Genomic DNA, 12,913 nt, shown 5'->3' with positions numbered 1-12,913 from the left:
TGCGTCGGTCTCGTTGCGCGGTTCGGGCAGCAGGCCGTGCGTGCCGAGGAAGTCGAACAGCGTCACGTCGCCCATGCCGAACCCGAAGGCCGGGATGCGCTGCGCGGAGTACAACTCGATCAGGTTGTCGTAGCGGCCGCCGCCGAACAGCGAGCGCCGGTTGTCCGGGTGGGTGTCGAAGACCTCGAAGACCGTCGACGTGTAGTAGTCGAACCCGCGCACGATCAGCGGGTCGAACCGCACCAGCTCGCCGGCCGCGGTGTGCATGACCTCGACGAGCTTGGACTGCTCCTTGACCTCGGCGGGGAGCTCGTCGAGCACGGCGCGGCCGCCGGTGAGTACCTCGCCCAGCCGGTCGAACTGCTTGTCGGACAGGCCGATCGCGGCGGCGTCGGCGGCGAGCTTGTCGGCGGGGTACTTCTCCCAGCGGTCCACGAGCCCCGCGACGTCGCGCACGGCGTCGGGCGCGATGCCGACGATCCCGGTGAGCATCGCGTCGAGCAGGACGCGGTCGTTGACCCGCAGCACCCACATGTCCGGGGTCGCGCCGACCGCGGCCATGAGGTCGTGGATCAGCTCGAAGAACTCGATCTCGCAGGCGGGGCTGTCCGAGCCGAACACGTCGACGTTGATCTGCCAGTGCTCACGGACCCGGCCGCGCTGGGGTCGCTCGTAGCGGTGGCAGTTCGGATGGCTGTACCAGCGGACCGGAAACTGCAGCTTGCCCGCGTTACCGGCGATCATCCGCGCGACCGACGGCGTCATCTCCGGGCGCAGCGCGAGCCGCCGGTCGCCACGGTCGGTGAGCGTGTACAGCTGCTGCTCGACGATCTCGCGGCTCGACTTGGCCTCGTAGATCTCGACGGCCTCGAGGATCGGGCCGTCGTAGCGCTGGTAGCCGTAGCGCTCGATCACGTCGTAGAGCTGGCCGAACACCTGCATGCGGACCGACATCTCGGGCGGCAGGAAGTCGCGGGTGCCGCGGTATGGAGCGGTCGGCAAGAACTGGGACACGCAGTTCAGCCTATCGAGGCGGCTCGGCCGGACTGAGCGGCACCACCTGCGGGTATCCACCGCGCGTGCAGACCTTCCTCCCGTACCCGGACTTCGCCGAGACCGCGCGGGTGCTCGACCCGCGGCGGCTGGGCAAGCAGCGCGTCGAGGCGCTGCAGGTGCTGCGCGCGCTCACCGTGCCCGGCTACGGCTGGCAGCACCACCCGGCCGTGGCGATGTGGGCGGGCTACGAGGAGGCGTTGGCGAGCTACGGACTCGCCGTCTGCGCCGAGTGGACGGCCACCGGCCACGCCGACACGTGCGCGACCAGCCTGCGTGCCGACCTGGCCGAACTGGTCGGCCTCGCGTCGGCCCGGCCCCAGGCCGAGCTCGCCGCCGCGGGCGAGCTGCCGCCGTGGTTCGGCGACGAGGCGCTGCACCGCAGCCACCGCTCGTCGCTCGTGCGCAAGGACCCCGGCCACTACCGGACGTACTTCCCGGACGTCCCCGACGACCTGCCCTACGTCTGGCCGGCCTCGGACCGCGCCCGCCGCGTGCGGATCGGCCCCGGCTGATCAGCGCCGCTCCAGCGCGGGCCGCTTCGGGTCGAAGGTCCAGCCCGGGACCAGGTAGCGCATGGCCGCGGTGTCGTCCCGGGCGCCGAGCCGCCTTCTCTCGTACAGCTCGTGCGCCGCCTCCACCCGGTCCAGGTCGAGCGTGACTCCCAGACCGCCGCCGTCCGGGACGCTCAGGTGGCCGTCGGCGAGCCGGATCGGCCGGGTCGTCAGGCGCTGGCCGTCCTGCCAGATCCAGTGGGTGTCGAGCGCGGTGATCTCCCCCGGCGCGGCCGCGGCCACGTGGGTGAACATCGCGAGGGACACGTCGAAGTGGTTGTTCGAGTGCGAGCCCCAGGTCAGCCCCCACGCCTGGCACAGCTGCGCCACCCGCACCGACCCCCGCGGCGTCCAGAAGTGCGGGTCGGCCAGTGGAATGTCCACAGCGGACTGCCGGATCGCGTGGCCGAGCGAGCGCCAGTCGGTGGCGACCATGTTGGTCGCGGTACGCAGGCCGGTCGCGCGGCGGAACTCGGCGAGCATCTCGCGGCCGGAGTACTCGCCCTCGGCGCCGCACGGGTCCTCCGCGTACGAGAGCACGTCGCGCAGCGCGCGGCCGCGGCGCACGGCATCCGCGAGGAGCCAGCCGCCGTTGGGGTCGAGGGTGAGCCGGGCTTCGGGGAAGCGTTCCGCCAATGTGGACATGACGGCGGCCTCCTCGTCGCCCGGGAGCACACCGCCCTTCAGCTTGAAGTCGGCGAAGCCGTACCGGTTCCGCGCCGCCTCGGCCTGCGTGACGATGCCGGCCGCGTCCAGTGCCGGCTCGTTCCGCACGCGACACCACGTGTCGTCCGATGTGGACTCGTCGCGATAGTCGAGGTCGGTCCGCGCGCGGTCGCCGACGAAGAACAGATAGCCCAGCGCGGGCACCCGGTCCCGCTGCCGCCCCTCCCCCAGCAACGCCGCCAGCGGCTGATCGAGCAGCTGCCCCAGCAGGTCGAGCAGCGCCGTCTCGATCGCGGCGCGGGCGTGCACGGTCACCCGCAGGTCGAACGTCTGCCGGCCGCGGCCGAGCGCGTCGCGGCCGGCGAAGCGCGCGGCTACGGCGTTGAGCACGGCGTCGTGCGCGCCGATCCGGGCGCCGAGCACGAGGTCCCGGGCGTCGGTCAGCGTGGTCGTGATCGCGGGGCCGCCGGGCACCTCGCCGACACCTGTGCGACCGTCGGAGTCAGTGAGGATCAGGAGGTTCCGGGTGAAGTACGGGCCGTGCGCGCCGCTCAGGTTCAGCAGCATGCTGTCCCGGCCGGCGACCGGCACGACCCGGTACCCGCTCACCCGGGGCGGGCTCAACGACATGGCCCGCTCACGCCACGTTCACCTTGTCCAGCAACGCTTTGAGCTCGCCGACCTCGGTCGCGGTGAGGTCGGTGAGCGGCGGGCGTACCGGACCGGCCGGGCGGCCGAGCGCGGCCAGCGCGGCCTTCACGGTCGCGATGCCGTAGCCGGGCCGGCGGTCGCGGATCTCCAGATACGGCAGGACGAACTCCTCGAGCTTGCGGTAGACGGCGACCGAGTCGCCCTCGCGCATCGCGGTGTCCAGGTCGTGGGCGAACCGCGGCGCGAAGTTGACGATCTGTCCGCACGTGGTGGGCAGCGTGCCGCGGAGTCGCGTGTGGACATCGGGCAGGCCGTCGTCGTGCGGGGCCGGGAAGGCGACGAGGTTCGGGCAGTCGTCGGCCAGGCGCGGCACGAGGCCGTCCCGGTCGTGGACGATCACGGCGACGGCGGTGGCCGCACAGACGTCGCGCACGTGCGCGGCGAGCGCGTCCGGCGGCAGCACGGCCAGGTACGTGGGCAGCAGGAACACGCCAGCCGCGCCGACCTCCTCGGCGTCGCACGCCATCGCGACCGCGTCGGCGGTGCCGTACCCGGCGGGCGCGATCACCGGCACGGTCGAGGCGGCGACAGCAGCGCGTATCGCCTGCCCGATCTCGGGTGGCGTCAGCGCGGGGAACTCGCCGGTGCCGGCGGCGGCGAACAGCGCGGCCGCGGGGAACGACGACTGCCAGGCGACGTGCTCGCGGTAGCGCCCCTCGTCGAGGCCGAAGTCCTCGCGTGCGTGGGTGATGGGAAAGCAGAGCAGCCCGGCGCCGAGCTCGGCCCGAAGGGTTTCGGGATCGACCGTCATGCGGGCTCCCTGTCATGAGCGTCACCCAAGCCTAGGGGGCGAGCGATGCCACGATGAGGTGTGAGCGTCGTGGGGTTCGCGGTGCTGTGCGCCGTGGTGCTGGTGGGGACGTTGTTGCAGGTCACGATCGGGTTCGGGCTGGGGATGATCACCGCGCCGGTGCTCGCGCTGGTCGAACCGGCACTGGTGCCGACGGTCAACCTGGTGCTCGCGTGCTGCGTCACCGCGGCCGTACTGGTGCAGGACCGCGCGTCGCTGGACGTGCGCGGGGCGGGCCTGGCCCTCGCCGGGCGGGTGCCCGGGGTCGTCGCCGGCGCGCTGCTCGTGGCCTTCCTGCCGGCGCGGCCACTCGCGTTGCTGATGGTGGTGACCGTGGTGGCGGGCGTCGCGGTGACGGTGTACGGGTTCCGGCCGCGTGCGACACGAGGCGCGGTCGTGGTCGCGGGAGCGATGTCCGGGATGATGGCCACGACGACGTCGATCGGCGGGCCGCCGATGGCGATGGTGTGGGCGCGGTTCGCCGGGCCGCGGCTGCGCAGCACGATGGGCGCGTTCTTCCTCGTCGGGTCCGCGATGAGCCTGGGCGCGCTGACGTTCGCGGGGTCGGTGCAGGCGGCGGACCTGTGGTACGCGCTGCTCCTCGTGCCCGCGGCGGCGGTCGGGTTCGTGCTCGCCCGCCCGATCGGCCGGCGGCTCGACGTGCCACGTACCCGCATGGCCGCGATGGCGCTGTCCCTCACCGGCGCGGCGCTGCTCGCGGTGCAGCAGTTCACGTGATCACTGCGCGTGGCGCCGCTCCCTGGCCGGCTCGCCCCGCCTGCCTCTGGACACGAAGCGCCAGGCCAGCCAGAACGACGACGTCAGCGCCAGCGCGGCGACGAGCGGCGCCTTGACCTCGGCAGGCGCGGAGATCGGCCGGAGCGCGAGGGCGATCAGGATCAGGATCGGGCCCTGGATGACGAACGCGGGGAAGGCGGCCTTCGAGCACGCGGCGGCGAAGCGGCCCCGCTGGGTCAGGTGGCGCTGCGCGAGGCCGAGCAGCCAGATGGAGCCGGAGACGACGAGGATGCCCTCGGCGAGCGCGGTGGCCGCGGCCTGCCAGCGCCAGCCGCCGAGGAAGGGGTCGATGTCGGCGGCGAGGTCGGTGATGCCGACCGCGATGCCGAGGATCGGGATGAGGCAGATCGTGACGACCGCGATGGTGGCGCTGCCGCGGCGGAGGCGTTCGGGGATCTCGCGGGCCCAGCCGTGTCGGGCGCAGGCGACGCCGAGGGCGAACATGGCGGCGCACTGCGGCCACTGCCAGAGGTGGAGGTCGAAGATCTGGCCGCTCTTCGCGGGGAAGACGAGCCGGATGAGGAACGAGGAGACCGCGATGCCCAGTGCGAGCACGACGAGGAGCCCGGCGCCCGGGGCGGGCGCGTCGGGGTCGGCCGGGTCGGCGGTGCGCCAGAACCCGTAGACGATCGAGAAGATCAGCAGCACTAACGTGAACCAGAGCGACCCGGAGTCGAGCAGCGGATAGCGCTCGGTGACCACGCCGATGACGGACTCGTGGTGCCCCGCGACCCGGTAGGCGAACCACATGGTGAGCGGCCAGACCAGGAAGGCGGAGACCGCCCACGGCAGCCCGAGCCGAAGTGCGCGGTCGGCGGCGAACCGCCGGAGCCCCTTCTTCTCGAGCGAACGCGGCGTGAACAGCCCGGCGAGGAAGAAGAACCCGCCGATGATGAAGAGCCCGGATGGCCCGATGAGCGCGGCGAGCACGATCTCGACGCCGGGCATGAACGTGGTCTCGTTGACCTCGTCGTACGGCCAGCCGCCGACCGCGGAGTACCCGAGCAGCGCGTGGGCCCCGATGACCCACGCGACCAGCGCGGTCTTCACGTTGTCGACCTGGGGAAGCCGCTGACCGTTCACCGTCCCGACTGTCGCCTACGGGCTCGATCTTGTCCAGTGACCAAGGCCCCGATTACAGCGACGAGCCGGGGCGGCTGCAGATTGTGTATTTCGCGCGATGGATGCCAATGCGGCCTAGCGCAGCACCTGGTACCGCAGGTGGGTGACCTGCCGGCCCTCGATCACCGCCGGATCCGACAGGCGCACCGGCTTGCGCGTCAGGTTCGGGAAGAACGGGATGCCCTCGCCGAGCAGCACGGGAATCAGGTTCACCTGGATCTCGTCCAGCAACCCGGCGTCGAGGGCCTGCTGGACGATCGTCGTGCCGCCGAGCGCCACGTCGGCAGTACCCGCGATCGCGCGGGCCCGCGCCACGGCGCTCGGCACGCCGTCGGTGACGAACGTGACCGGGTGCGGCCAGTCCTCGACGGGCCGGTGGGTCACGACGACCAGGGGCGCACCGGACGGGTGGTTGCCGCCCCAGCCATGCGTGTGGTCGAACAGCCGCCGGCCGCAGACGAGCGCCCCGGCGCGGTCCAACGCCCCGCGCAGCCACGGCGCGCTCGCCGACGTCACGTGGAACGTCCAGCGCGGGTCGTGGCTTCGCACCTCCACCTCGCCGTTGCGGTACCAGCCGAACAGCTCGTCGCAGCCGTCGTCGGGGTCGGCGATGAAGCCGTCCAGCGACATCGACATGTGGGCGACGACCTTGCTCATGTTCTGCTCCTTCTCGCTCGATCGTGTCGGTCGCAGGTGTAACGCCGCCGGCCGCGCGAACTCATCGGTCGGGGCGAAGGCGGGGCGCATGCAGGCGTTCACCTGGGGGTATCCGCGCCGAATGGTGATCACCTTGGGGATCGCGGGCGTGCTCGCGTTGTTCGCGGCGCTGCTGCCCCGCGTGCTGCGCGACCGGCCGCTGTCGATGCCGGTCGTGCTGCTCGTCATCGGCGTATTGCTGGGCCTGCTGCCATGGTCGGAGCCGCTCGACCCGCGCGAGCACGTCGGCGCGGTCCAGACGTTCACCGAGATCGGGCTGCTCGTGGCCCTGGCGGGCGCCGGGCTCAAGGCGGACCGGCCGCTCGGCAGGCGCTCGTGGAGCTCGACGTGGCGCCTGCTCGCGATCACGATGCCGCTCTCGATCCTCGCGGTGGCCGGGCTCGGGTCCGGCTTCCTCGGCCTCGACGTCGCGTCCGCGTTGCTGCTCGGCGCGGCGCTCGCCCCAACGGACCCGGTGCTCGCGAGCGACGTCCAGGTGCCGGAGCCGCACGCCGAGCAGGTGCAGGGCCCCGACAACGAGGTGCGGTTCGCGCTCACCACCGAGGCGGGCCTCAACGACGGGCTCGCGATGCCGTTCGTGCTCGCCGCGCTCGCGGTGGCGGCCCCGAAGGAGCCGCCGCTCGAGTGGGGGATCACGGAGGTCGCCGTGCCGCTCGTGGCCGGCCTGGCGATCGGCTGGGTGTGCGGGAAGGTGCTCGGCTGGCTGATGTTCCGCGCGGACAGCGAGCGGGTGCGGCTCGGCGAGTACTCGGACGGCCTGGTCGTGCTGGTGATCGCGTTCCTGCCGTTCGCGCTGAGCGAGCTGGTCGGCGGCTACGGGTTCCTCGCGGTGTTCGTGACCGCGGCCGTCGTGCGGGCGAGCGAGCGGTCGCACGGCTACCACGCGGTGCTGCACGAGTTCGGCGAGCAGCTCGAGCGGCTGTTCGTGACCGTCGCGCTGGTGGCGCTCGGCGTGGCGCTGGGCAGTGGCCTACTCGGCGGCCTGCGGCTCGTCGAAGTGCTGGTCGCCGTCGCGGTCGTGCTCGTGGTGCGGCCGGTGCTCGGGACGCTGGCGCTGATCGGCGCGCCGACGACCCGGCCGGCGTCCGTGGCGGTGGCGTTCTTCGGGGTGCGCGGCGTGGGCACGTTCTTCTACCTCGCGTTCGGCGCCGCCACGGTGGCGGACGTGGCGCCGGACGCGGTGTGGCGGACCGCCGCTCTCGCCGTGGCGCTGTCCGTCGTGGTGCACGGCGTGTCGTCCGGTCCGGCGATGGCGTGGCTGGAGCGGCGCGGGGCGCACGAGCGGGTTCCCGACTAGCGTGACCGGCATGACCAGTCGCCTGCTCTGCCTCGCTGTCGACTGCCGCAACACCTCGCTGGTGACGCGGTTCTGGTGCGCGGCGCTGGGCTACGAGGTCGTGAAGCGGTGGACCGACTCGCGTGGCACCGAGTACGTCGAGATCGGCCGCGAAGGCGAGCCGATGGTGCTGTTCCAGCCGGTACCCGAGGAGAAGACCGTGAAGAACCGGCTGCACCTGGACATCGTGCCGCGGTCGGGTACCCGGGAGTCCGAAGTGGAGCGTCTGGTCGGGCTGGGCGCGAACGTGGTGGCGAGCGAGCCGGACTTCCACTGGGTGGTCATGCAGGACCCGGAGGGCAACGAGTTCTGCGTGCTCCACCCGCGCACCTGACCAGCCACCTGACTTGCCACCGGGCTACGCGCCGGCGGTCGGCTCGCTCGGGGTCAGCTCCGCGGTGAAGTCGGCGACGACGGTGGCCGCGATGTCGCGCACCTTCCGGTTCGTCGCCTGCGACACGGCCACCAGCTGCTGGAACGCGGTGTCCGCCGCACATCGGTGGGTCGCCATCAGCAGCCCGACCGCCTGGCTCACCGTGCTGCGGCTGTCGAGCGCGCCGCGCAACGTCACGGCCTCGCGCTCGTTGTCCGCGACGACTTGCTCACGCAAGCGAAACAGCTCCAGGTGCGAACGCACCCGCGAGATCAGCTCGTCCCGGTGGAACGGCTTGACCACGTAGTCATCGGCGCCGGCGCGCAGCCCGTCGACGGCCGACTCGGCGCCCGCCCGCGCGGTGAGCAGCACGACCGGTACGCGGTTGAGCGGCTCGACGGCACGGATCTCGCGCAGCAGCGCCAGGCCGTCGCGACCGGGCAGCATGACGTCGCTCAGGATCAGCTCCGGCCGGTTCGCGCGTGCGTGGGCCATGGCCGCGTCCGCATCGCCGACGGCACGCACCGGCCAGCCCTGCTCGGCCAGCACCCGGGTCAGGTAGTCGCGCATGTCGGCGTTGTCCTCGACCAGCAGGATGCCGCCCGGCTCGTCGGGCACGGGTGCGGCTGGCCGCCACTGGGCGGCCTCCCCCGCGAACGCCTTCGCCAGCTCCGGCCGGTGCCCGTCGCCTTCGGGACCGGCCGCGTGCTGCACCTTCTCCGGCACGGAGACGGTGAAGGTGCTGCCCGCGCCCTCGATGCTGGTCACCTCGACGGTCCCGCCCATGGCCGCGGCGAGGTCACGGACGAGCGACAGGCCGATCCCCGTGCCCTCGCGGCTGCGCCCGGAGGTGCCAGCCACCTGGTGGAAGCGGTCGAAGATCGGGCCGAGCTCGCCCGGCGGGATGCCGACGCCGGTGTCCGCGACCGCGAGCACGAGCCGGCCGGACTCCGAGGAGAGGATGACCGTGATCGACCCGGAGTCGGTGAACTTGACCGCGTTCGACATGAGGTTGAGCACGATCTTGGCCCACATCTCCCGGTCCAGCACGACCATCCGGCCGGTCGCGCGGACCTCGTCGGAGATCTCCACGATCAGCTCGACTCCGGCGGTCTCGGCGGCGGAGCGGAACATCGACACGCAGTCCTCGGTGAGGTGCGCGACGTTGGTCGGCTCGGGCCGGGCGTACAGCTCGTCGGCCTCCGCACGGACGACGTCCAGCAGCGTGTCGACCAGCCGCTGCAGGCGAAGCGCCGCCCGGTGCGCGGTGGCCAGCGCCTCCCGCGCGGGGGCGGGCAGCCGGTCGCCGTGCTGGTCGAGGACGGTCTCGAGCGGGCCGAGCAGCAGCGTGAGCGGCGTGCGGAACTCGTGGCTGACGTTCTCGAAGAAGCGGGTCTTGGCCGCGTCCAGCTCGGCGAGCGCGGCGGCCCGGGCGCGTTCGGCCTCGTAGGCGAGCGCGTCGGTCAGCGCGGTCGACACCTGGCCCGCGACGAGCTCGGCGAACACCCGGTACTGCAGGTCGAGCGCGCGGTAGGGGCTGACGCCGAGCACGAGCACGCCGGCCGGCCTGCTCCGGCCGAACGCCAGCAGCGGCACCACGAGGGTTCGGTCGACGGGCGCGTCGCCGGACCCGCCGCCCGGCACGTGGACGCCGGGAAAGCGCGCCGCGATGTCGTCGAGCACGGCGGTCTCGCCGGTGTCGAGCACGCGGGCGACCACGTCGCGAGCGATCTCGCCGCCCTCGCGCACGCCCATCGACGCGACGAGAGCCGGCTCGCCGGACTCCTCGTTCCGCAGGTACGCGAGCGCGAGTGGCACGTCGGCGCGGCTGCGCGCGAGGACCTCGACCGCGCCGCGGCAGGCGTCGCTCGCCGTCTGCGCCACCGCAGTCGACAGCGTGCCGAGCCCGCGCAGTGTTTCCATGCGACGGTCGGACAGCACCCGCTCGGTCTCGTCGGCGGTCGCGACGAAGATGCCGGCGATCGTGCCGTCCGCGGCCCGGACCGGGCTGTAGGAGAACGTCCAGTACGTCTCCTCGAGGTAGCCGTGCCGGCGCATGAGCAGCAGCAGGTTCTCGGCGTAGGTGGCGCCTTCACCGGACATGGCGGTCTCGGCCAGCGGTCCGAGCTCGGCCCAGATCTCGCGCCAGCATTCGGCGGCGGGCTGGCCGATCGCGTCGGGATACTTGTCGCCGAGCAGCGGCGTGTAGGCGTCGTTGAAGATCTGCAGGAGCTGGGGACCCCACCACAGCAGCATCGGGATGCGGGACGGGAGAACGGTGCGGATCGCCGCGCACAACTCGTCCGACCACGTCTCCACCGGTCCGAGCGGGGTGCGGGACCAGTCCGTGGCCCGCAGCGCCGCGGCCGTTCTGTCGGGGCCGTCGAACAGCGACCGCAACCGGTCGGAGGCGTCCATTGGTTTCTCCAAGCAAACACCGCGGCCGACCTTTTCGTTGGGGGCGCCCGCGATCGCGTGACAGTGTCTGCTCGGCTGGTGGCTCAACCGGCTGGGTGCAGCATCTTATGGCGACCCGGCCGGCGTCACAAACCCCTACCCCCTCTCGGCGCGTCGAGACCGTTCGTTCTCGACCGTCACGTCGGGTAGTGCTGCGTTTCCGGCTCCTCGACGCGGGTAAGTCCTGGTCGAGGAGGGAGCAAAGATGAGCTCGATATCGGACGTCGGTGCGAACAAGCCGGCCGGCGAGAAGTCGACCGCCGAACTCGTTCGCGACCTGACAGAACAGTTCAGCCATCTCGCCCGCACCGAGGTCCGCCTTGCCGTGCGCGAGGTGCAGGAGAAGGCCAAGCACGCCGGGATCGGCGCGGCCAGCATCGGCGCGGCGGGTGTGCTCGCCGGGTACGGGGCGGCCGTCGTCCTCGCCGGGATCGTGCTGCTCCTGGCGCAGGTCATGCCCGCGTGGGTCGCGGCGATGATCGTCGGCGGGGCCGTGCTGCTGTGCGCGGCCGTGGCCGCGCTGGTGGGGCGGAGCCAGTTCCGCAAGGGGTCGCCGATGCCTTCGGAGGCCGTCGAGCACGCCAAGGAGGACATCCAAGTGGTCAAGGAAGCGGTGCAGCGATGACGACCAACAAGGAAGAGCAGGACCGCCTGCGGATGCCCGGCGAGGAGCCGACCGACGCCGACCTGCGCACGGATGCCGAGCTGACCCGCCAGGAGCTGGCCGAGACCGTCGCGGCGCTGGGCGACCGGACGCACGTGAAGGACCGCGTGCAGGCCGCCACGCGGCAGCGGATGGAGCAGGTCGAGGCGGCCGGTACCGGGCTGGTCGGCAAGCTGCCGGACCCGGTGGCGCAGAAGCTGCTGCCGGTGTGGGTGATCATGATCCGCCGTCCGGCCATCCCGCTCGGTGGGATCGCGGCCGCCATCACGGCGCTGATGGTGTGGTCGAAGGTGCGGAACCGCTGAGGGCTACCGCTCGGGTATCTCGCCGGTCCGGGCGAGCTGCCGGGCGAGCTCGCGGAGCTTGACGTTCTGCTCCTGGGAACGCCGGCGCAGCAGGTCGAAGGCCTGCTCCTCGGTGATCTTGTGACGCTCCATCACGATGCCGAGCGCCTCGCCGATCTCCTGCCGGCTCGCGATCGCCGCCTGCAGCTGCGCGTCCGACCGCGCACTGGCGAACGCCACGGCCGCGTGCGACGCGAGCAGCCAGCCGACGTGCTCGGTGCCCTCCGTGAACGCCCGCCGTGCGCCGCCGTAGAGGTTCAGCGCGCCGAGGTTGCGTTCCCGCGTGTACAGCAGGAAGCCCATCGCGCTGCCGATGCCCAGCTCGCGGGCTTTGGGCGCGTAGCAGGGCCAGCGCGCCTCGGTGGCCATGTCCTCGATCCGGTAGACCCGCTCGTCCCGCAGGGTGCTGTCCAGGCACGGGCCCTCGCCGATCTCGGCCTGGAGCCGGTCCGACTCGACGGCGAGGTCGTGCGTCGCGGCCAGGGTGCGCGGCGTGCCGGACTCCAGCGTGAGGACTCCCGCGGCGTCGCAGCCGCCCACGAGTGCCACGGCGTGCGCCACGACGCGGTCCAGCGTCTGCTGCACCGTCTCCTGCGCGAGCAGGTCGCGCGCCATCTGGGCGAGCGAGGTGGCCAGGTCCACGCCGTCACACTAACCGATGCACAACCGATGCATCGACGGCGGCGCCGGTCGAGAGACAGGCCGGTCTTGTCGTCCGTACGTCAGGTGCCACGGGTGGCGAGCTCGAAGATCGTGGCGAGCTCGTCGGTGTAGGCGTCGAGGTCGGCCGGGGCGGAGCCCACGGCGAGCCGTTCCAGCACGCCGTCGCGGACCGAGCGGATGGCGAGCGTCATGAGGTCGACGTCGAAGAAGCGGAACTCGCCGTAGCGCTGGCCCGCGCGCAGCAGCCCGGGCAGGCGGTCGTCCGGCTCGGGGAGGCCGATGGCCCGTGCGGCGCGCAGCCGGGTGTGGTGCTTGGCGGCGTACTCGATGTTGGCGGCGAGGTAGGCGCGCAGCTGCTCGGCAGGCCCGTCCGCCTCGCGCATGCGCCAATCGGCGAGCTCGGCTACCTCCTCGCCGACGACCCGCACGACCTCGTCCATGAGCTCGCGCTTGTTCGCGAAGTGGTACGAGATCAGGCCGGTGCTGGACAGCCCCGCGGACTTCGCGATCTTGGCGAACGACGTTCCGGCGAGGCCCTCGACGGCGATCGTGTCGATGGCGGCCTCGATGATCTGCGAGCGGCGTGCGGTGCGCATTTGCTCATCCAAGCGCACAGTTGCTCGGCCGAGCAATGTGTAGCGCGGCGTGGGGGGGGGGGGGGGGGG

The 12,913-nt window shown here is 72.4% G+C and carries 14 protein-coding genes; 6 read left to right on the top strand and 8 right to left on the bottom strand.

Annotation, left to right across the window (positions count from 1 at the left end; all coding sequences use genetic code 11):
* Positions 1 to 1,014 (bottom strand): histidine--tRNA ligase (locus VH969_RS28630; RefSeq protein ID WP_331979832.1); only part of this gene is annotated, 1,014 nt, incomplete at its 3' end.
* 65 nt (positions 1,015 to 1,079) lie between these two features.
* Here VH969_RS28630 and VH969_RS28625 point away from each other — a divergent pair.
* Positions 1,080 to 1,568, top strand: coding sequence for an MSMEG_6728 family protein (locus tag VH969_RS28625; protein WP_331979830.1), 489 nt, complete (start codon positions 1,080 to 1,082; stop codon positions 1,566 to 1,568).
* Here the strand turns inward: VH969_RS28625 and VH969_RS28620 are convergent, their stop codons facing one another.
* Together VH969_RS28620 and VH969_RS28615 are read right to left on the bottom strand one after the other, a co-directional pair.
* Positions 1,569 to 2,903 (bottom strand): enolase C-terminal domain-like protein, encoded by a 1,335-nt coding sequence (locus VH969_RS28620; RefSeq protein ID WP_331979828.1) that lies wholly within the window; start codon positions 2,901 to 2,903, stop codon positions 1,569 to 1,571.
* Positions 2,904 to 2,910: 7 nt separating this feature from the next.
* Positions 2,911 to 3,735 (bottom strand): dihydrodipicolinate synthase family protein, encoded by an 825-nt coding sequence (locus VH969_RS28615; RefSeq protein ID WP_331979826.1) that lies wholly within the window; start codon positions 3,733 to 3,735, stop codon positions 2,911 to 2,913.
* 69 nt (positions 3,736 to 3,804) lie between these two features.
* Here VH969_RS28615 and VH969_RS28610 point away from each other — a divergent pair, with 69 nt between their 5' ends.
* Complete coding sequence (locus VH969_RS28610; RefSeq protein ID WP_331979824.1) at positions 3,805 to 4,512, top strand: sulfite exporter TauE/SafE family protein; 708 nt, start codon at positions 3,805 to 3,807, stop codon at positions 4,510 to 4,512.
* Here the strand turns inward: VH969_RS28610 and VH969_RS28605 are convergent, their stop codons facing one another.
* Both VH969_RS28605 and VH969_RS28600 read right to left on the bottom strand, forming a co-directional pair.
* Positions 4,513 to 5,655 (bottom strand): acyltransferase family protein, encoded by a 1,143-nt coding sequence (locus VH969_RS28605; protein WP_331979822.1) that lies wholly within the window; start codon positions 5,653 to 5,655, stop codon positions 4,513 to 4,515.
* Between the two features lie 114 nt (positions 5,656 to 5,769).
* Positions 5,770 to 6,351 carry a dihydrofolate reductase family protein gene (locus tag VH969_RS28600; RefSeq protein WP_331979820.1) on the bottom strand — a complete coding sequence of 194 codons (582 nt, stop codon included), beginning with the start codon at positions 6,349 to 6,351 and terminating at the stop codon, positions 5,770 to 5,772.
* A gap of 121 nt (positions 6,352 to 6,472) precedes the next feature.
* On the opposite strand from VH969_RS28600, the gene VH969_RS28595 reads away from it, so the two are divergent.
* Together VH969_RS28595 and VH969_RS28590 are read left to right on the top strand one after the other, a co-directional pair.
* On the top strand, positions 6,473 to 7,708 hold the full coding sequence (locus VH969_RS28595; protein ID WP_331979818.1) for a cation:proton antiporter domain-containing protein: 1,236 nt from the start codon (positions 6,473 to 6,475) through the stop codon (positions 7,706 to 7,708).
* Between the two features lie 10 nt (positions 7,709 to 7,718).
* On the top strand, positions 7,719 to 8,081 hold the full coding sequence (locus VH969_RS28590) for a VOC family protein (RefSeq protein ID WP_331979816.1): 363 nt from the start codon (positions 7,719 to 7,721) through the stop codon (positions 8,079 to 8,081).
* Positions 8,082 to 8,105: 24 nt separating this feature from the next.
* On the opposite strand, the gene VH969_RS28585 is transcribed toward VH969_RS28590, so the two are convergent.
* The gene (locus VH969_RS28585) at positions 8,106 to 10,538 is read right to left on the bottom strand and encodes a response regulator (protein WP_331979814.1); all 2,433 of its coding nucleotides are present in this window, start codon (positions 10,536 to 10,538) and stop codon (positions 8,106 to 8,108) included.
* A 244-nt stretch (positions 10,539 to 10,782) separates the two neighbouring features.
* On the opposite strand from VH969_RS28585, the gene VH969_RS28580 reads away from it, so the two are divergent.
* Positions 10,783 to 11,202 carry a phage holin family protein gene (locus VH969_RS28580; RefSeq protein WP_331979812.1) on the top strand — a complete coding sequence of 140 codons (420 nt, stop codon included), beginning with the start codon at positions 10,783 to 10,785 and terminating at the stop codon, positions 11,200 to 11,202.
* Entirely contained in the window at positions 11,199 to 11,546 is a 348-nt protein-coding gene (locus VH969_RS28575) for a DUF3618 domain-containing protein (protein ID WP_331979810.1), read from the top strand. The genes VH969_RS28580 and VH969_RS28575 overlap by 4 nt, the downstream gene beginning before the upstream one ends.
* A 3-nt stretch (positions 11,547 to 11,549) precedes the next feature.
* Here the strand turns inward: VH969_RS28575 and VH969_RS28570 are convergent, their stop codons facing one another.
* Both VH969_RS28570 and VH969_RS28565 read right to left on the bottom strand, forming a co-directional pair.
* A complete protein-coding gene (locus VH969_RS28570; protein ID WP_331979808.1) occupies positions 11,550 to 12,227 on the bottom strand; it encodes a GAF and ANTAR domain-containing protein in 678 nt (225 codons plus the stop codon).
* 80 nt (positions 12,228 to 12,307) lie between these two features.
* Positions 12,308 to 12,844, bottom strand: a complete 537-nt coding sequence (locus tag VH969_RS28565) for a TetR/AcrR family transcriptional regulator (RefSeq protein ID WP_331979806.1) — start codon at positions 12,842 to 12,844, stop codon at positions 12,308 to 12,310.
* Positions 12,845 to 12,913: the final 69 nt, after the last annotated feature.

The organism is Actinophytocola sp., assembly GCF_036555685.1.
GTDB lineage: Bacteria > Actinomycetota > Actinomycetes > Mycobacteriales > Pseudonocardiaceae > Actinophytocola.
This window is presented reverse-complemented; position numbering and strand designations above follow the sequence as displayed.